The organism is Maribacter cobaltidurans (genome assembly GCF_002269385.1).
Lineage (GTDB): Bacteria > Bacteroidota > Bacteroidia > Flavobacteriales > Flavobacteriaceae > Maribacter > Maribacter cobaltidurans.
The window spans coordinates 1585099-1604859 of record NZ_CP022957.1; the positions used below are offsets into that span (position 1 = coordinate 1585099).

Genomic DNA, 19761 nt, shown 5'->3' on the forward strand with positions numbered 1-19761 from the left:
AACATTTTATTCCATACTATGAAATTAGCGGAAATTTCCATAAAAAGGCCTTCATTGGTCATTGTGCTGTTTACCATACTTACCCTCGGAGGCCTCTTTAGTTATAACCAACTGGGATATGAATTGATACCCAAATTCGACCGAAATATTATAACAGTCGCCACTATCTACCCAGGTGCCTCGCCCAGCGAAATCGAAAATACCGTGACAAAAAAAATAGAGGATGCGGTTGCCTCTCTGGAGAACATCAAAAAAATAGAATCCCGTTCTTATGAAAGTCTTTCCACGGTTGCGATTACCTTGACGGATGGTGCCAATGTTGATTTTTCCCTAAACGATGCACAACGGAAAATCAACGCCATTATCAGTGATTTGCCCGATGATGCCAAAACACCCTCCTTAAGTAAATTCTCATTGAGCGACCTTCCGATCATGACAATCGGTGCTAATGGCACGATGGATGAAATTAAGTTTTACGACCTTATCGATAAAAAAATTGCCCCTTTACTTTCTCGAATCAATGGTGTGGCACAGATAAATTTGATCGGGGGGCAAGAAAGGGAAATCCAGGTAAATTTAGACGCCGACCGACTACAGGGATATAACCTTTCCATACCTCAGGTCCAACAGACCATCCTGGCCTCGAATTTGGATTTCCCCACAGGAAATATTCAGACCAGACAGCAAAAAATATTGATCCGTTTGGCCGGAAAATATAAAAGCGTTGAAGAGCTGCGTAACCTAGTGGTCGCTGATCAAGATGGCATCCAAGTGAGGCTCAGTGATATTGCGGATGTTCAGGACAGTCAAAAAACACCCGAAAAAATTGCAAGGGTAAATCAAAAAAGTGCCATTCTATTGCAGGTGATCAAGCAGTCCGATGCCAATGCCGTGGCCGTAAGCGAAGATATTATAAAACGGATAACACAGCTTGAGAGCGATTATAGAACCATAGATCTCAAGCTCAATGTGGCCAATGACAGTAGTGTTTTTACTCTAGAAGCGGCCGATTCGGTAATCCATGACCTATTGATCGCTGTGTTATTGGTAGCGATCGTCATGCTGTTCTTCTTGCACAGTGTAAGAAACTCGCTAATTGTAATGGTGTCCATACCCGCCTCGTTGGTGGCGACATTTATAGGATTTTTGTTTTTAGACTATACCTTGAACCTAATGAGTTTGTTGGGATTGTCTTTGGTCGTAGGCATCTTGGTGGACGATGCCATCGTTGTGCTCGAAAACATCTACCGACATATGGAGATGGGCAAAAACCGTGTCCGCGCGGCCTATGACGGTACCGCTGAAATAGGGGGCACGGTAACATCGATAACGTTGGTAATCGTGGTCGTCTTTTTTCCGATCGCCATGAGCAGCGGTCTGGTGTCCAAAATCATTACGCAATTTTGTGTGACCATCATAATTTCGACTCTGTTGTCCCTATTGGCATCGTTTACCATTATTCCTTGGTTATCGTCCCGTTTTGGAAAATTGGAGCATATCACAGGTAAAAACCTGTTCGGTAGGCTTATCATTAAATTCGAAACACAATTAAAACGTTTCACGAATTGGATTTCCGGTTTATTGACTTGGTGCTTGGATCACTATAAAACAACTTTGTCTGTCGTTTTAGTTATATTCTTTGCTTCGATTGCCTTGGTAGGGGCTGGATTTATTGGGGGCGAATTCTTTGCCGCATCGGATAGGGGCGAGTTTTTGGTGCAGATAGAACTACCGAAAGATGCCTCATTGGAACAAAGTAATTTTATGGCCCAAAAAGCAGAGGCCTTTTTGAATACCCAGGAAGAGGTCAAGAGCCTTATCACTACTGTAGGCCAGACCAGCGAGGGCTTAGGTGCTTCACAGGCCACCGCTTACAAGGCGGAAATCAACGTTCAAATGGTAGATGAAAAGGAACGGGTGGACGATTCTTATGTATTTGCAGCCAAAACAAAACGTCGTTTAGAGAAAATATTGGTAGGTGCCAGGGTAAAGACGGTACCTATAAGTCTTTTGGGAGTGGCGGAGGAAGCCCCGTTGGCCTTGGTCGTGACCGGGCCTAGTTTGGATAGTGCCATGGTCTTTGCCAGAAAGGCCGAGGCGGAACTATATAAAATTCCCGGTGCCACGGAAATCGAATTGTCCGTAGAAACGGGAAACCCTGAAATCAATGTTCAGGTAGATCGGGATAAGATGACCTCCCTCGGCTTATCGTTACAAACGGTAGGATTGACAATGCAGACCGCATTTAACGGGAATACCGATGGCAAATTCAGGGCGGGAGAATATGAATATGATATTAACATACGCTACAATAGTTTTAATAGAAAAAGCATTGCCGATGTAGGGGATCTAATCCTTACGAACAATCAAGGGCGAGAAGTAAAACTCTCACAATTCGCCGACATTGTGGAAGCTTCAGGCCCGAGTCAATTGGAACGCCGGGACAAGACCGCTTCGGTTACCGTAAAAGGGCAGTCCGTTGGCCGGCCGGCCGGTACGGTCGCGGATGAATGGGAAGCTGCCTTTCAAGATGTCGAACGGCCCACAGGGGTCGATTACGTATGGGGTGGGGATAAAGAAAGGCAGTCGGAAGGGTTCGGAACACTGGGAATTGCTATGTTGGCGGCTGTTATATTGGTCTATTTAGTAATGGTTTCACTATACGACAGTTTTGTGCACCCATTCGTAGTTCTTTTTTCCATTCCATTATCGTTCATCGGAGCCTTGCTCGCATTGGCGTTAACAAACAATTCCCTGAACATCTTTACCATTCTTGGTATAATTATGCTGATCGGGCTGGTGTGTAAAAACGCCATTATCCTGGTTGACTTTGCCAACGAAAGGGTCCGGTCAGGGGAAACGGTCAGGAACGCTTTGATACAGGCCAACCACGCACGTCTCCGCCCAATTCTGATGACCACCATTGCCATGGTCTTCGGGATGCTTCCCATTGCGTTGGCTTCAGGCCCAGGATCAGGATGGAAAAATGGTCTTGCCTGGGTTATCATCGGAGGATTGATAAGTTCGCTTTTCTTGACCTTGATAATAGTACCGGTAATATATAATTTAATGGAAAAATTGGTACATAGGTTTACCAAGGGAACAAAAACTGATTATGAGGAGCTTATGGTGGCCGATTACGAGCATAAAAAATTGGTAGATGGCTTTAACCCGGACCACACACTCTAATATGCTGGCCGTGTTCCGGTTGTTGAGCTTTATCGAATTCTAAAATGCTATCCCGTGGCAGTTCTTGGTAACCTGTTCGGTGATTTTGGATCTATGTTCGTCATTATAGTTATTCCTTTTTCTTAAATCATAGCTGTCGTTTTATCATCATTTGTTATGTGGTGGAATTAGGGCATTAAATCTTTCCTAATAAATTGTTCACTTCCTCACCAACAATTAATGACAAGGAGGCATATTCAATTTCATTTATGGTCTTATCAATCTCAATTTTGGACGTCGAATTATTGAAGGGAGTTAAATAATACTGTTGAAGATTTTGCAGCAAGAAAAGACCATAGCCCCAAAAAGCAGCAAAAAAAATAGACCAAAATCCTAAATACGGAGCAGTACTTAACGTTGTGATAACTATAAAAAAACAGATGCCTATATTGGCTATTTCGTAATTGGTATTATGGAATTCTTTATTGACCAGAAATTCACAATCACCAACACAATGGATAAACTTCATTCCTAGATTGTGGAGATCCACATAAGCTTGTTCATGCACGTAAGCTTTTTTATTTAAGTTCTTTAGTTCTTCGGATTGAAGTTTTAAAATTTTTAATGGTACATTAAGTGCCCGTTTTACAACATTGAACTCCTTCTTATCGAGATATCCTTCAAAATCTTTAGAAGTATTTTGTATTGCCAATTCCTTCATTGAAATGAGGAAAGCCAGATGTCTGTAAATAATTCTTCTTTGGATTCCCATAATTTTTTCTGAAGCCAGCTTGTTATCGTCAAACGTGTTATTTGCAATTTGAAAGAAAAAGGTTTTCGTTAATCCGATAATTTGCTTCCGTAATTTTTGAGCTTCGTGCCATTCAAGAAATGCTTTTTTTAAGAAGATACCGAAATATAGGTAGAGCAATATTCCTAAAAAAATCGAGATAATTATTGGAAAAACCAAAAATGTTTTGCTATAAAAACTTGTAAAAAAGAATGGAATGGAAGCCGCTGCAAAAGACCAAAATATATACCTCCAAGAAAGTCCGAATCGTTTAAAAAATTGATAAAAACCTTTCATATTCTATGATAATATTTTAGCTATCCCAGTTTTTTTAGTTGAATTTCAAATCCAGTTGTCCGGTAAACGGATTGGACACCTCATTATCCATTTCCCACTCCGTGTTGATTTATAAAATTCGTCGGTATTGACTAATTGTGGATTATCAATTTGATTTAGTAAAATGTTACAAGCTACTAATCCTTTCGTTTCTCATAAGTATTTTCTCATCTAGTTGATTGAGATTGCTAATATATTCTCTTTGCAATTGCATCAGAACTAATTGTTCTTGAGCTAAATCTTTTCGCCTTTCATTCCAATTACTAATTTGCAACGCAATTAAAATTCCAATTACAACAAGTACAATTTCCCCCATTGCAAATTTAAAATATTTTCCAGTTTTATTTTCCATAAGCAAGTTCTGGCGAATTTTTCTAAAGAATTTTATCATTGGTTAGCGGTTTCGGATAATGAAGCACAACGGTCTGCAGCTACCCGAAGATGGCGATTTCGGAGCGATTTACTGTCAACCAAGCAGAAACTTCGATAGAAGCACAAAGCTTGATTTAAACACTGAACCTCCACTTTTAGGTAGGTGATGTTAGCGGTTCGGTGTTTTTCAAAATAAACATTTTATGTCTTGCTTTTCCACCAAAATTCAAAAACTTGGGTAGTGTCTTTCAGGTAAACAACTTCGCCTATTTTTGGAGTTACTATGTTTAGATTTTCTGTTTGATTAAGCTAGATTAGGGTTTCTAAGGGTTCAAACCAGTTATGATTAGCCATTTTAAATTTGGAGGAGTGTGCTGGCAATATTCGAGTTGCTTTTAAATCCTTGGTAGCTTGGATAACATCTTCGGGAAAACAGTGTACAGCCCGCCAAGCAGCATTGTACTGTCCATTATCCAGAATGGCAAAATCTATGGAAGGATATTTATTGCCAATTTCTTCAAAATGCCTATCGTACCCACTGTCTCCACCCACATAACGGGTCATTGTTTGCGATTGAATGACAAATGATGCCCAAAGCGTGTTGTTGCGAGAAAATCCTCTTCCAGAAAAATGTCGGGCAGGTTCACAATGAATGGCTAAGTCCTGAGTTTGTTTAGTGTTTTCATACCAATTAAACTCGATGATTTTGTCAGAAGAATACCCCCATTTTTTTAAATGACTGCCTACACCTAATCCGCATATTACCTTGTCCACTTTTTCTCTTAGGTTTAAAATCGTTGGATAATCTAAATGGTCATAATGGTCGTGGGTAATAAGTAGGTAATCGATTACAGGGAAATCCTCTGCCTGATAAATATTTGTTCCAGCAAAAGCTTTGTTTGTACCTGGAATAGGAGAAGCATTTCCGCTAAATACTGGGTCAATTAAATAGATTTTTTGGTCTAACTGAATGAAGTAACTAGAATGGCCAAACCATACCAGAATATCTTTATCGTGTGATAGATTTTGCAAATCTGTTTTAACAATTGGTAATGCCTCTTTGGGAACAGCTTCCTGTGGTCTTTCAAACAACTGTTCTTTTAGCAATTGTGCCCAGGAATAATTTGGGGTGAGCATTGGGGTAGAGTTGATATTTTGAAATTTACCATCCTTATAATTTGAAAATTGCTTGTACCCAAGCTGGACTTCTTTTGAGGGAACTGCTCCATATTTATCTTGTTGCATAAAGAGTACAATTGATAGTATCATTACTGAAACAACTCCTAAAGCTACCCCCAACATCTTAAATAATTTTTTAAAAATCTTTGCACAAATTCAGGGTTTTTTACCTTTAACTAGAGAGGAGAACATTCCGGGGTTTTGGACAAGTTTGTTGGCTGCCATCATTACCAAAAAAACGGTAAGAAGTTCTGCCATGCCCAAAATGCAATTTTTCTTTTTTTATTCATTAGAGCTGTACTGTGGTTAAACTCTGTGCTCATCAGATAACCAGTTCTTAATACTTTCTTTGATAGCTTTCGGGCTAATATTTTCGTTAACTGCTCTTACTGTCAAGGAAGGCAACTCTTCATCTGAAGCAAATCTTAGGGCTACAATTTGACCCATAGTTAATTTACTTTCCAAGGTTTCAAATTTTTTACCTGTTAAAATATAGTAGCGAAGCCTTAGTTCTGCTCTTATGGTTCTGTCCTGATTTTTAGTAGCATACATACGTGCTATCAACGAAGTAAGAAAAACACTGACTGCTACAACCATAAAAATTTTTCAGTAAGGCCATAATCAGAAGACTACAATACGATGCTCAATGTCACCCCGATTAAGGTAAGGGGTGATAAAATAAAATGATGAAGTGGATAGTAACGAGTGTGATTTTTAAAACTTTGCATAGTTGATGATTTAAAGTTTTACTTTATCTAAGAACACAATGCTCAGCACGATTGAAATAACCAAGGCTCCTATAATAAAGATGATTAATGACAATTTATTTTTGATTGTGATTTTTGCATATTGGAATAAGAAGTAACCCACTATTATATTAAAAAATGACCACAATACATTTACCCAAGGTGCAGACAGGCCTTTTCCAGGTGGGTCTGCAAACGGTGTAGGGAATGGGTCGCCGGATATCCCATTTATCAGATGGGGAATAGCATTGGCAAGAAACATACCCGCAAAAAATGCAGCTACATAATGATACCATTTTTTATTGTTTGAAATTTCCATAAATTTTAATTTTTTAGAATGTAATTTACTGATTCTTCACTATCTATTTTTTTGTACTGAAATGGCAATGAGCTTTTGCAAGGTTCGTTTCATTTTTTCCATTTCTTCTTGGTCTATACCCAAAGTACCTATTGAATAAGCCAATTTTTCTGGGATGATATTTGCCTGCTGTTTTAATTCTACGCCTTTCTTTGTCAGGCTAATTTCTACCACACGTTCATCAATAGAGGAGCGTTTACGAGTTATCAACTCCTGGTTTTCCAACCTTTTTAATAAAGGAGTTAATGTGTTGGACTCCAGCATTAATTTATCCCCAATTTCATTTACTGTTAGGGTGTGGTATTGCCAAAGTACTAACATGGTTAAATACTGAGGGTAGGTAAGCCCCAACATATTGAGAAGTGGTGTATAAAGTTTTGTTACAACTCTGGAAGCTGCGTAAATGGGGAAACAATATTGATTCTCTAATTCTAGACTTGGTTCTTCATTCATTTTTTAAAGAATTTTTTGAAGATAACTTTCCATTTTTTCAGGCTTTGTTATAGGAGCAAATCTTTTCGCAGGATTACCGTTTTTATCAATTATAAATTTCGTAAAATTCCATTTGATGTTACTGCCAAAAACCCCTCTAAGTTTGGATTTCAAATACTTAAATACAGGGTGTGTGTTAGTTCCGTTCACTTCCACTTTGTCAAACATGGGGAAACTTACACCATAATTAATTTCGCAAAACTCACTAATCTACTCGGCTGTCCCTTTTTCTTGTTGACCAAATTGGTTGCTCGGAAAACCCAAAATAACCAATCCTTTGTCGCTGTATTTTTTATATAAATATTCCAATCCCTTATATTGGGGAGTTAAGCCACACTTGCTGGCCGTGTTTATAATTACAATGGTTTTACCTTCAAACTCTTTTAAAGAAATACTTTCCCCATTGAGTTTTTTGACTTCAAATTTAAAAATATTTGAATCCATAGTACTCTATTTGTTTGTTGGGAAATACATCTTAAAAAATGCTTTCATGTCTTTCCAAGAAGCTTTGTCTGCTTCCTCATTATAGGAAATTGGGATGTTGAATTTTTCTCCAACCTCAGTGGATTCTTTGTTGGTAAATGCGTGTGTAGCGTTCTCATAAGATTTAAACTGATAGGTTATATTATTTTTTTTCATCTGTTCATGAAAATTATCGATATCAGCTTGAGGTACAAAAGAATCACTTGCCCCATGACATATTAAAACCTCGGTATTTTGCATGGCAGGACTAGCCTGAAATCCTGTTAACCCACCGTGAAAACTCACCACTGTTTCTAAAGGCACTCCCAAACTAGCCGCAAATAATGAAACCGTTCCTCCAAAGCAATAGCCAATAGAGCTTACCTTAGCAGCATTTACCTGTTCGAGTTGAGTAACGGTTTTGTAGGCAGCCTGCATTCTGCTTTTTATCAGATTAGGGTCGCTATAGAAACTTCCGGCATTTGCTTGGGCATCGGTTGGATTATCTACCACAAAACCATTTCCGTACATATCTACTGCAAAAGCTACATACCCAAGTTCAGCCAGCATTTTGGCACGGCTCTTTACATATTCATTAAGACCCCACCACTCAGGCACTACTAAAATTGCCGGTTGTTTGCTTTTTTGCTTTGCAGGGTAATAAACAAAACCTTTAAGGTTAACTTCTCCGTCTTTATAAGAAATCTCTTCAGTTTTTATTTTACTTTTTTCTTGGTCTCTACTTTGTGCTATCAAAGAAGTCGCACTAAGTGTTATTGCAAGAAGCAATAAAAGGAATGTTTTTGTGTTTTTCATCTTTATAAGATTTAGTTGCTTTAACGTTTACATGAAAAATTCGCCATTGGTTCTGTCCTTTGCAGTAAATTGAAGCATCCAATGTGGATAGATTGGGTTAAGTGTGGTTAAGTCGTCAAGCTTCTTTACATCTTCAGCTTCCATTTTCCAGTCAGTGGTTTTAATATTGTCTTCTAATTGGTGTGGCTTGGTAGCACCAATAAGTACCGAGGTTACACCATCTTTTCTCAAAAGGTAGTTGAGTGCAGCTTGCGGAACTGTAGCATCATATTTAATAGCAATTTTTTCTAACTCATCAACCAAGGCATAACCTTTTTCAGGGTCTATTTGGATAAAATTCTGCTCTTCGTTAGTTCTTCTTGCTCCTTCAGGCATAGGTTTGTCTTTTCGGTATTTACCTGTTAAAAATCCTCCACCTAATGGTGACCAAGGGGTAAAGGCTAATTTTTGATCCAAACAAAGAGGCATCAATTCATATTCTACATCTCTTGAAATAAGGGAATAGATGGCTTGCAATGAAACTGGTTTTTGCCAGTGATTTTTTTCAGCGGTACTGATAAATTTCATTAGCTGCCAGGCTGGAAAATTACTTACTCCATAATATCTTATTTTTCCTTGTGATACGAGGTCGTCAAGGGTAGAGATGGTCTCTTCAAATGGAGTGATGGGATCATAACTGTGTAGGATGTAGTGGTCAATATAGTCTGTGCCCAATCGTTTTAAGCTATTGTGGCAGCTCTCTATAATATGTTTTCTGGAAAGCCCCACATTATTAATTTCTTTACTCATTCTGCCACGTACTTTGGTAGCGATGATCATGTCCTTTCGTTTGTCTTTAACTGCTTTTCCCAATATTTCTTCTGATTGACCGTGAGAGTACACATCTGCCGAGTCGAAATAGTTGATACCCGAATCTATAGCAATGTCCACCAATCTCTTACTGTCTTTATAATCTAGAGACCCCACTACACTCCAGTAGCCACTGCTTCCAAAACTCATCGTTCCCAAGCACAGTTCTGAAACTAAAATCCCTGAATTTCCTAATTGATTATACTTCATCTTATTAAAATTTTAATTTTTGCAAATATTAATATGTAAATATAAATCTTTGTAGATTAAATCGCAAGCGATTTATATTGTAAAAAGTTAGATTCTCATTTTTTACTTTTCTGTGGCTTCTTTTACACTGACTGGTAATGTCGCGCCATGTGAAGTCCGGCTAATTTTAAGGAACTATAGCAAAATCCCATCAACGATGATATTCAAAGTTGACTTCCGTTTAATCAAATATCATTATTCGCCAAGGAAAACGCTTCCTTGTAGATTTTTAGGTATAGGGATCAAAATTAGACGCACCAAATTGCATATAGCATCCTGATATTTGGAGTTATTGAGCAGTAGCGGCGGTTTTGACAAAAAAGTTACTTATCCTAAGTTTTTAGCAATCTGACGGAGCGTGGTGATGATGTCGACTTGCTTTTTGATGCATTGTCTGCAGAGGAGTGCAGAAAAAGGTACGCCCCAGGTGTATTATACATCATCGCCCTTTTGTATGATTTCCTTGCGTGTGTAAGCCCTAAGATTGGCAAATAAATCACTGATAGGAAATCCGCTAGGATGTTCGCAAGTAGACTATAACTAGCAATGAGTTATGCACCTCTTATGTGCTTTTGATTAACGTTCCGCCTTTGCAAAACCAACTGTTTTACGGTAAATATTAGGAGAGACTCCGACTTGTTTTTTAAAAAATCTACTGAAATAATATTCATCTGTATATCCGAGTAAAAAAGCGACTTCCTTTACGGATTTTGATGTAAGATATAACTCTCTTTTTGCTTCAACAACTATTCGTTGTGCTATAAGTTTGGTTAGTGTTTTGTTAAAATAGTCTTTAACAAGTTTACTTAACACAGTCGAAGAAATATTTAAAACTTCAGAATAGTCTTTGGGAGTATGTTTTGTCTTGTAATTTGCTTCAATAGAATTTATCAGCGATTGTAAAATCTGAGGTTTACTATTTCCTTTAGATGCTATTTTTTCACTATCTGTATCTAAGTTTTTTATCCTTAAGATTGAAATAAGAAATATCTTTAAATAAGACACAAGTGATTCGTGTTGTCCTATTTTGCCATGTGTAATTTCCAACTCCATTTGAGTCATAATATTTAGAAGTGTTTCCTCATTTGGCAAATTGAAAAAGGAAGGTCCAAAAATATTATGAAATAAGATGCCTTCTGTTTCAATCTCATTTTGATGCTTATAAGTACAGAAGAAGTCAGAATGAAAATTCAACACGATTCCGGAAATAAGTTTGATAGACTTTAAGGAATAGGGCTGATAAGGTGAAATACAGATAACTTTTTTATTAGAAATCGTATATTTTTCTAGCTCTATTTGTAACTGGGCCTCACCTTTGAGAAGAAGTATAATAGAATAATAATTATGCCTTTGTATATGGTCAAAATTACTATCGTCACTAAAAGAAAATAGCTTAAATGCTAGTTCTCCATTTGTCTCATTGATAAGTGTTGATGCTTTATTTTTCACTCTAAAAATAATTTAAATACCTGAAGATTTTATAATTTAACTTAATCTTCAGGTATAAATTTAAAATTAGCTCATTTGCGTTTTTGCTGCTAATATGTCCACTTTTTCAATTGTTGGGTCTTCAGCTAATAATTCTGAAGCATTTGCCATAAGTGCATTAGCAATTTTACCTGATAAATGTGCTTGTCTTCCTTCTTCGTGTGGAAAAGTATCAAAGATGCCAAAAGTAGAAGCATCAATTTTAATAGCATACCAAGTCATTGTATCTGGTTCATCAATCGCTAGAGGAAGCGCGTTTGTAATAAAGTTTTCTACCTCTTGCTCTCTTCCTGTCTTTGCTTGCAATCTGACTAATAATGCGAATTTCATATTTTTTATTTTAATGATTAATAATACTATAAATCTATAGCTAAGGTTTCTTTCTGAAAATAGACAGTTTAGGATTAATGATGGACATTTTTTTCTATGACAAATCAAAAAAGTATCTATTTCAACTTAATATTTATAAGATTACTTTCGAGAATTAACAGGGTTTATTGGTTTGATTTCTAGAATTGCAAATAACGACAGTCTGTCTCAAAACTACCTGTTTTGAGGTTTAAATTACGTGATTAAGATAAAAATCAAGGATTGGTTTGGCAAACAAGTTTTTCATCGAGTTATCCGAACAATGTTTTACTGACCTTGTTCTGTCATCATTTGGGTCTTTGCAATGTTATAAGGGCTTAACAATGCATTTTTTATGCCGTCTTCAACCACCGCTTTTAGGTTCATTATTCTTTTCAGATTGTAGGCAAGGGCAATGAGCCCGAAATCGGCCGATGCCGCTGCTATACCTTTTTTGGTCATGATATGGTCGAAGCCCATTGCCGATTCATGGTTCCGAAAGGATGTTCGACGATGGCCTGCCGTTTTTTGTAAGTATTACCGCTAGCCTTGATTCTTTGTGCATTGTACTCGATATATCGGGTAAATTCACTTCGTTGTATAATTTTCCCGTTTGCCTTTGGCGAAGTGCATCGATTCCGTACGGGGCAATTTTTGCACGCCTTAGTCTTGTACTGTTTGAATCGATAATTTCTTCCTTTGTACCATGAGCCGTTACTGGTGAGCAGGTTTCCTTGGGGGCATGTATATCGATCGTTGGTGGGATTGTATTGAAAATGTTCCGAGTTGTATTCGGGGTCGGGTGCCTGGCTCGCCCTACCGATGGCCGGTATGACCGTTAGGGTCTTGATTCCCAGGGAATGGGCGGTCTGGAACTCACTTCCCGTGTGATAGGCTTTATCGTACAAGGCCGTAAAGTTGTTGGTCTTTAAAATGGCCTTTGCCGTTCGGAGCATCGTACCCATGGCCTTTTTATCGTTCTGGTTCGCGAGCTTATAGTCGATAAGCAGTTTATGTTCGTCATCGACAGTGGTCTGTGCCGTGTAGCTGACCTCGGTGATAGTAGAACGGAATAAAAATCTAAAAGCCGATTTCGAGAAACATAAAAATATTATTATCAGTGGTTCATTGGTAAGTTGGGGGAATGAGTGGCAAACGTTATTTGATTTGGCAATATTCATTCAACTAAATGACAAAAAAAGAATGGAACGCCTTGAAAAGCGTGAAATCGACCGTAACGGGGAAAAGCTGCAATACGACAAAATTCGGAGGCTTTTTTGAAATGGGCAAGACAATATGAAGACGTTAATTTTGATGGTAGGTCGCTTAAAACCCATAACAACTGGATTGAATTATTCAATTGTAAAGTCTTAAGATTGGATGGAGAATTGGAATTGAATCAGAAAAAGGAAACAGTATTGATTGAAATAAGAAATTTTCAACGTATGCTATGAAAGGCTCTAGCGAGCCTGTTGGTGATTAGTCCGGTAAAATAGACCTTTTTTTAGACATTTTTACTTTTTCAATAGGTTCTAATAGACGGCAGTTTTTGGTTCTGAATATACAGGCATAAAATATCTTACGACAGGAAATTCATGGACTTTCGATCGAAAAAGTTGGAAGTTGAAGCATCATCCCAATTTCAGTAAAAAGATTTTTTTCGCTTTTTTACAATCCACAAAGACCTCTAAACATTAACTTTCGCTTCTGTAAAAATCTGTTCAACCCTAATTTAACTATACTGCCAATTTTTAAGAAGCACTAGATTATGAAACACGCAATCCAAAACTTTCAAATACCGGTCATTGAATTTGACCGTGCGTTAAAGTTCTATACTACCGTAATGGGCTATGACTTGCAGATAATGGAATTTCAAGGCGCTAAAATGGCAATCTTCCGATACGACACAAAAGACGGGGTTGGAGGCACTATTATCGAGGCGGAGTGGCTCGAACCTTCGGATAACGGCACCCTTGTTTATTTGCAGGCGGGGGAAGACCTGCAACCGTTCCTGGACCGAGTATCCACAGCCGGTGGCAAGGAATTGTTTCCCAAGACGGAGTTGGGTCCCGGAATGGGCTTTTTCGGGATCTTCAAGGATACCGAAGGAAACCGTGTAGGTCTGTATTCCAAAAAATAATTAATTGCTATCTTTTCATAGAAAAAGATAATGACCAATACGTTTCATTCATTACAGAAGCCGATGCAAAGATATAGGTTCTTTATTTCAACATACTTCTTTCTCTTTTTGAGCTTTACCTCATTCGCCCAACAAATCGAAGTTGACAGCATGTATGCAATGGTCTATACCGTTGGAAAAAATTGGAACGATGAGATTCCCGTTCATGACCAATCCTATTTTACGGCACATTCCAGACACCTTGCGCTGCTTCGAAAAACAGATAAAATTGTTATGGGCGGCCGGTATGACGACAAGGGGTTTATGCTTCTGAAAGCAAAAAATATTGAGGAGGCCGAAGCTATTGTTCAAAGGGATTCTTCAGTGATATTCCAAACGTTCGATGTGGCATTGTATCCCTTCGATATTTTTTATTCCGGTTATGTGGTCAACAACAAGAATACCTTAGAGAAAAAGGAGCCGAAGGTAAAAGGACTTGGAGGTTTCTTTTTTAGGAGCAAAAATCCGGAAGAATTAAGAATTTGGTACAGAGAACATTTAGGAATCGAAGGTGGGGATGAGGGAACCTCGTTCGAATGGCGGAAAGTCGATGATCCTACATCATCGGGCTTTACGGTCTGGCATGCTTTTTCGAAAACCGACGATTACTTTGATGTTGCCGGCCAAGAATTTATGATTAACTATCGTGTGCAAAACCTGGAAGGCCTTCTAGAAGACCTTCGTAAAAAAGGGGTTGAAATCGTGGGAGAGACCAAAACCTACGATTACGGAAGTTTTGCTTGGATATTAGATCTGGAGGGCCGAAAGGTAGAACTATGGCAGCCCAACGATAGCATTTATGACGAGATTACCGAACAACGTATGAAGAGCAACTAAAACTTATATCTCGATGAAAAAAACCATTTGTACCTTCATTATACTGATAAGTCATTGTGGAATATCCGCTCAGAACCTTTTTAAGAATACCCTGAAATTCGATGACAGGTCAGCATCTCCAAGCGCGAGCCTTTCCGATATAGATTGGATTCAGGGCCATTGGCGAGGCGAGGCATTCGGTGGTGTTACCGAAGAAGTATGGACACCCCCTCACGGTAATTCAATGATGTGTGCTTTCAAGCTAATCGTAAAAAATGAGGTTCAGTTTTATGAACTGGTAACGATCAGCGAGGAGAATGGAACGCTGATTATGCGCCTGAAGCACTTCGATGGTAAAATGATAGGTTGGGAGGCCAAGGATGAATCCATTGACTTCAAACTTGTGAAAATTTCGGAGGATAAAGTATATTTTGATGAATTTACCTTTGAAAGAATTAGCGATGACGAAATGACCATTTATGTAGTTATCGAAAACAAGGGTAAGCGCGAAGAAGTTCCCTTTCTGTATACGCGATTCAAAGAATGAAAAACCGCTAAAAATGGAAACGTACGATATTTATCATGATCTTGCAATTAAGGCTTCAGCAAGCCAAGTTTTTGAACGAATTACCGAACCGCGACACCTAGAGAATTGGTGGCCAAGGCGATGTTCGGGAAAACCTGAGCTCGGAGCCATCTACAATTTCTATTTTACACCGGAATACGATTGGGTTGGCAAAGTCATTAAATGTAAACCCGATTTCGCCTTCCACATAAGAATGACCGACGCGGATACAGATTGGGAAAACACCTCTTTCGGGTTTGATATTGAACCAAATGTAGAGGATATGAACTTAAAATTCTTCCACGAGTCCTGGCCTGAACGTAACCACCACTTTAGAAGGTCTTCCTTTTGTTGGGCCATGTTGTTGAACGGATTGAAGAACTATTGTGAAAAAGGGGCTATTGTTTCCTTTGAGGACCGTGAATGACCGATTATGACAACTAAGGCCGGATACTCTGGAACACCGCTCGCCAAAAAATTGGGAATCAAGGCAGGATATATCTTAAAAGTTTATAACTCTCCGAAGCCCTACGTGGAATTCTTTATGGATTTCCCCTCACATGTAACACTTGCCGAAAATGTTCGATCAGTTTCCTTTTCAAGAGTTGACTTTATACACATTTTCGTGAAATCCCGACTAGAATTAGACACCTATTTCGCCGAAGCAAAAGCACGTTTGAAAAAGAGCGGTATCCTATGGGTCAGCTGGCCAAAAAAATCCTCTGGTATGAATACAGAATTAGATAAGTTCGCCATCTTGGAACATGGATTGCAAAATGGACTTGTGGATACCAAAGTTGCCGCTATTGATGACGATTGGGGCGGGCATAAATTCATGTACAGGTTGAAGGATAGATGATAGTGTTATCGGTCCATCATCAATTTACTATTCTTTGTATCCGAAATAAAGATTTGAAAAATAGTATGCCTTTTTTTTTGAAGGGTCATTTATATAGGCATTGAAAGCGTTGGGCAACATTCCTGTTTGGCCTTTTAAATCATGAATAAAATGCGATTGGTCAAAATAGCCCTCGGGAACCATATCCGCTATCGTTTCCTTTTGCAATAGTCTGAAGGTGTGGTACTGTAATTTGATGATCCTGGCGTAGGACTTACCGGGGATTCCAATATTTTCTTTTAAAAGCTGCTGCATCCTTCTTTGGGAAAGGTTCAGCTCAAAAGCAAGTTCTTTCATCCTCAGGATTCCTTTTGTCTCTATTAAAAGCTCTATTGTACGATTTATCCTTGGCTCATCATCATTTTCCTTGATGTACACGGAAAGATACCTGTCCGTCCTCGATAAAACTTCCTGGCTCGGAAGATCGCTTTCGATCAAGTCTTCAAGTCGATGCGCCAGGTCGGGGCACAGATCGGCCAATGAAATGCGCCTATCGAGAAATTCGTGGGCACTTAGTCCAAAAATAGAGGGAATGGCACTGGGAACCAACTGTATCGTAATCGCCCTTTTGATTAATTTCATATATAACGAAAAAGGAGAAAGGGTCTGACCGACCAAGTAACTATTGGTTTCCAAAATATCATTTTGATAGCCTTTTAGAATGAATTTACCCGAACTGATTACATTGATGAAGGGATAACCGACAGGAAATGAGTTTACTTCGATTTCGACCCCGTTTTCCTCTTCAACAATCCACATCTGCCGGATAATGGGTCTTAAAACTGGACTAGGAATATGAGGAATGATATTCAAAACTAAATTATTGAACATTGAATATACGCTAAAGATTCAAGGTAGAACGATTATTTTGTAAGAGGATGCACCAAACGCTATAATCCCATAAAAAATGGTTTGGGGTACGACCAGTTTACTGTATTTGGCTTTCATAGTTCTTCAAGAATTCAATAAATAGTCCAAAATCTTATTTGATATATTTGACGTGATGGATTTTCAAATGCTTTTTTACAATAATAGCGGTCGAATAAGGGCTTTTTGGAGAATCCTGATTTTTATCTCCTTGCTATCCTTTTCAATAGCGCCACTTATTCTGATAGGCAACTCATACTTACAATTCATCGGAGCCACATTGATATTGATCTTTGGCTTATACCTTAATGCGAAATATCTGGATAAAAGGAATATCAATGAGTATGGTCTGGTTTTCAAGAAAGAAACTCTCGTTCATTTAGTTTTCGGAATTTTGATCGCCATAATTTCGGTTGCTTTGATGTTGTTAATTGGAAAGATAACGGGTATACTACTAGTTTCTGAATTTTTATCGATGCCCGAACCTATGTTGGTCATTCCCTTCGCTTTTAAAATGCTCCTTGTGGCCATTTTGGAAGAGACATTTTTTAGAGGTTATTTATTTACTAATCTTTATGATGGATTCAAATCAAAGAGATTATTTAAAAAAAAAGCACTTTTAATTTCCTTGATGTTATCATCACTTTTTTTCGGGTTAGCTCATTTTAGCAACAATGACGCTTCCATTCTTTCAATAGTATTACTTACAATAAATGGCATGGTTTGGTGTATTCCGTTTATAATGACCGAAAATTTAGGACTGTCAATCGGCCTTCATATGGCATGGAATTTTACACAAACTCAATTGGGATTTACAATGAGTGGTAACAAGGCTGTAAATTCATTTTACGAAATTGAAAACAAAGGTGCCGATTTGCTGACTGGTGGAGAATATGGTCCTGAAGCCGGAATATTGGGGCTTTTCGGGTTCGTCGTTATGTTTTTGCTATCACTGGCCTATTTGAAACATATCAAAGGAAAGAAATTATAGCAATAACTGTCACGTTGATTTAATTTAACAGACATCTCTTGTCTTAGTGGTAACTATAAAGTCAATTTCAAGAAAGCACGCCAAAAGCACGCCGTCAAATAAAAAAGGCAGCTACATTTTCATGTAACTGCCTGATTTTAAAGCTCCCCCTCTTGGGCTCGAACCAAGGACCCTCTGATTAACAGTCAGATGCTCTAACCAACTGAGCTAAGGAGGAAAATACCTTACTTTATCCTTTAAAGCGGCTGCAAATATAATTGTTTTTTAAAATTTGCCAAACAAAAAAAAGTGGTTTTTCTATTTAAATAACCATTTGTATAAATCGTTGCCATTTGCGAACAACAATAACGCTATTAAGAGGAAAAATCCAGTAATTTGAGCGTATTCCAAAAACTTATCACTTGGCTTTCTTCCTGTTATCATTTCATATAAAAGAAACATAACATGTCCACCATCCAATGCCGGGATGGGAAGAATGTTCATAAAGGCAAGTATAATGGAGATAAAGGCAGTAGCGCTCCAAAAAGCTGGCCAGTCCCAACCATCGGGGAAAAGACCTCCTATGGCGGCAAATCCACCAACGCCCTTATAGGCCCCCGTTGAAGGGTTAAAAATCTTCTTCATTTGTTTTACGTAGCCGCTCAAGGTACTTACACCCTTGTCTATGCCGGCGGGGATGGACTCCAAAAAAGAATACTTTACCTTTTCTATTTTAAAATAACCATTCTCCGCATATTCATCAAAGGAGTTATAACCGGCAAAAACACCTAATTTCCCTTCGTTGGTAACCTGCGCCTCAATAGGTATTGTTTTTCCATCTCTTTTAACGGTCAGTTCAACTTTTTTTCCTTTATTTTCCTCCAAAATGGGAACTATTTCATCTTGGTATATTACGCTCTGTCCATTTACCGCTATAACTTCGTCCTTTTCCTTTAAGCCGCTATTTAAATTAGGAGAATCTTCAGGTATTTCACGAACTACAAATGGCGTTCTTAAACTTAAGAATCGTGCTTTATCCTCGTCCTCCAACAAAGTAGCTATAAAATCAACCGGGATTTCTTGATCAAAGGTTCTACCGTCCCGTTGAATCGTAATGGTATTACCATTAATAATTTCCAAGGGCAATGAACTAAATTTTTCCACCTTTTCACCGTCCACTGCAACAATTAAATCTCCAGTTTTAATACCCAGCTCATCCCCAATATTCTTTTCAGTGACCAAAAAACCATCCTTTAAACTATCTGCAGGAATATACTGTTCTCCATAAGAATAGGCCATTCCAATATAAATGATTACTGCCAAAATAAAGTTGACCGTAACGCCACCCAACATAATGATCAAGCGCTGCCAAGCGGGTTTACTCCTAAACTCCCAAGGTTTGGGTTCTTCCTTCATGGCTTCGGTATCCATACTCTCATCGATCATACCGGCAATTTTCACATACCCTCCCAAAGGAAGCCATCCAATTCCATATACAGTTTCCCCTATTTTCTTTTTAAAAAGGGAGAATTTTACATCAAAGAACAAATAGAACTTTTCTACACGGGTCTTGAATAATTTGGCGGGGATAAAATGTCCAAGTTCATGAAGCACGATCAAAAGGGAAAGGCTTAGAAAAAATTGGATGGTCTTAATGGCAATGGGACTCATTAGCGTCTTCTAAAATTTAAATCGGACAAAAGTACGGCTTTACGAAGTCTTAAAAAAAGAAACTCGCTATACACCCGTTATTTTTAAGAATATTTTGGCTACATCAACGTATTAATAATTTGAATCACACCGTGTCCTCACT

The 19761-nt window shown here is 38.3% G+C and carries 20 protein-coding genes, 1 tRNA gene and 2 pseudogenes; 7 read left to right on the forward strand and 16 right to left on the reverse strand.

The annotated features are described in order from the left end of the window. Positions 1-18 precede the first annotated feature (18 nt). Complete coding sequence (locus CJ263_RS06835; protein ID WP_094996581.1) at positions 19-3189, forward strand: efflux RND transporter permease subunit; 3171 nt, start codon at positions 19-21, stop codon at positions 3187-3189. 175 nt (positions 3190-3364) lie between these two features. Here CJ263_RS06835 and CJ263_RS06840 read toward each other — a convergent pair whose 3' ends face one another. From CJ263_RS06840 to CJ263_RS06895, 13 genes and pseudogenes are all read right to left on the reverse strand, one after another. Continuing rightward, positions 3365-4255, reverse strand: coding sequence for a bestrophin family protein (locus CJ263_RS06840; protein ID WP_094996582.1), 891 nt, complete (start codon positions 4253-4255; stop codon positions 3365-3367). Between the two features lie 166 nt (positions 4256-4421). Next, a complete protein-coding gene (locus CJ263_RS06845; protein WP_094996583.1) occupies positions 4422-4685 on the reverse strand; it encodes a DUF6090 family protein in 264 nt (87 codons plus the stop codon). Between the two features lie 290 nt (positions 4686-4975). Continuing rightward, positions 4976-5911 carry an MBL fold metallo-hydrolase gene (locus CJ263_RS06850; RefSeq protein ID WP_229702442.1) on the reverse strand — a complete coding sequence of 312 codons (936 nt, stop codon included), beginning with the start codon at positions 5909-5911 and terminating at the stop codon, positions 4976-4978. 240 nt (positions 5912-6151) lie between these two features. Next, complete coding sequence (locus CJ263_RS21240) at positions 6152-6442, reverse strand: DUF6526 family protein (RefSeq protein ID WP_158657100.1); 291 nt, start codon at positions 6440-6442, stop codon at positions 6152-6154. A 32-nt stretch (positions 6443-6474) separates the two neighbouring features. Further along, complete coding sequence (locus CJ263_RS21440; RefSeq protein ID WP_373288335.1) at positions 6475-6573, reverse strand: DUF6526 family protein; 99 nt, start codon at positions 6571-6573, stop codon at positions 6475-6477. 10 nt (positions 6574-6583) lie between these two features. After that, on the reverse strand, positions 6584-6910 hold the full coding sequence (locus CJ263_RS06860) for a hypothetical protein (protein WP_094996585.1): 327 nt from the start codon (positions 6908-6910) through the stop codon (positions 6584-6586). Positions 6911-6949: 39 nt separating this feature from the next. Further along, entirely contained in the window at positions 6950-7402 is a 453-nt protein-coding gene (locus CJ263_RS06865; RefSeq protein ID WP_094996586.1) for a MarR family winged helix-turn-helix transcriptional regulator, read from the reverse strand. Between the two features lie 3 nt (positions 7403-7405). Beyond that, positions 7406-7885 (reverse strand): annotated as a pseudogene (locus CJ263_RS06870) (glutathione peroxidase). 6 nt (positions 7886-7891) lie between these two features. Continuing rightward, on the reverse strand, positions 7892-8719 hold the full coding sequence (locus CJ263_RS06875; RefSeq protein ID WP_094996587.1) for a dienelactone hydrolase family protein: 828 nt from the start codon (positions 8717-8719) through the stop codon (positions 7892-7894). A 27-nt stretch (positions 8720-8746) separates the two neighbouring features. Beyond that, the gene (locus CJ263_RS06880) at positions 8747-9778 is read right to left on the reverse strand and encodes an aldo/keto reductase (RefSeq protein ID WP_094996588.1); all 1032 of its coding nucleotides are present in this window, start codon (positions 9776-9778) and stop codon (positions 8747-8749) included. A gap of 615 nt (positions 9779-10393) precedes the next feature. Continuing rightward, a complete protein-coding gene (locus tag CJ263_RS06885) occupies positions 10394-11266 on the reverse strand; it encodes a helix-turn-helix domain-containing protein (RefSeq protein WP_094996589.1) in 873 nt (290 codons plus the stop codon). Between the two features lie 66 nt (positions 11267-11332). Continuing rightward, positions 11333-11635: a putative quinol monooxygenase gene (locus tag CJ263_RS06890; protein WP_094996590.1), complete on the reverse strand. Its 303-nt coding sequence runs from the start codon at positions 11633-11635 to the stop codon at positions 11333-11335. Between the two features lie 396 nt (positions 11636-12031). Then, positions 12032-12729 (reverse strand): annotated as a pseudogene (locus CJ263_RS06895) (transposase); the annotation flags it as partial. Between the two features lie 692 nt (positions 12730-13421). Between CJ263_RS06895 and CJ263_RS06900 the strand changes: the two are divergent. From CJ263_RS06900 to CJ263_RS06920, 5 genes are read left to right on the forward strand one after another with little or no spacing between them, the layout of a single operon-like run. Further along, the gene (locus CJ263_RS06900) at positions 13422-13793 is read left to right on the forward strand and encodes a VOC family protein (RefSeq protein ID WP_094996591.1); all 372 of its coding nucleotides are present in this window, start codon (positions 13422-13424) and stop codon (positions 13791-13793) included. Between the two features lie 30 nt (positions 13794-13823). Continuing rightward, positions 13824-14669, forward strand: a complete 846-nt coding sequence (locus CJ263_RS21245) for a VOC family protein (RefSeq protein ID WP_158657101.1) — start codon at positions 13824-13826, stop codon at positions 14667-14669. Positions 14670-14682: 13 nt separating this feature from the next. Further along, complete coding sequence (locus CJ263_RS06910; protein WP_094996593.1) at positions 14683-15195, forward strand: DUF6265 family protein; 513 nt, start codon at positions 14683-14685, stop codon at positions 15193-15195. 13 nt (positions 15196-15208) lie between these two features. After that, complete coding sequence (locus tag CJ263_RS06915; protein ID WP_094996594.1) at positions 15209-15640, forward strand: SRPBCC family protein; 432 nt, start codon at positions 15209-15211, stop codon at positions 15638-15640. A 6-nt stretch (positions 15641-15646) separates the two neighbouring features. Continuing rightward, on the forward strand, positions 15647-16072 hold the full coding sequence (locus CJ263_RS06920; protein WP_094996595.1) for a DUF3052 family protein: 426 nt from the start codon (positions 15647-15649) through the stop codon (positions 16070-16072). Between the two features lie 27 nt (positions 16073-16099). Here the strand turns inward: CJ263_RS06920 and CJ263_RS06925 are convergent, their stop codons facing one another. Next, positions 16100-16942, reverse strand: a complete 843-nt coding sequence (locus CJ263_RS06925) for a helix-turn-helix domain-containing protein (protein WP_158657102.1) — start codon at positions 16940-16942, stop codon at positions 16100-16102. Positions 16943-17501: 559 nt separating this feature from the next. On the opposite strand from CJ263_RS06925, the gene CJ263_RS20905 reads away from it, so the two are divergent. Continuing rightward, positions 17502-17969 carry a CPBP family intramembrane glutamic endopeptidase gene (locus CJ263_RS20905; RefSeq protein ID WP_158657103.1) on the forward strand — a complete coding sequence of 156 codons (468 nt, stop codon included), beginning with the start codon at positions 17502-17504 and terminating at the stop codon, positions 17967-17969. Positions 17970-18112: 143 nt separating this feature from the next. Here the strand turns inward: CJ263_RS20905 and CJ263_RS06935 are convergent. Then, positions 18113-18186: transfer RNA gene (locus CJ263_RS06935), tRNA-Asn, on the reverse strand. Between the two features lie 80 nt (positions 18187-18266). Then, entirely contained in the window at positions 18267-19619 is a 1353-nt protein-coding gene (gene rseP, locus CJ263_RS06940) for an RIP metalloprotease RseP (RefSeq protein WP_094996598.1), read from the reverse strand. Positions 19620-19761: the final 142 nt, after the last annotated feature.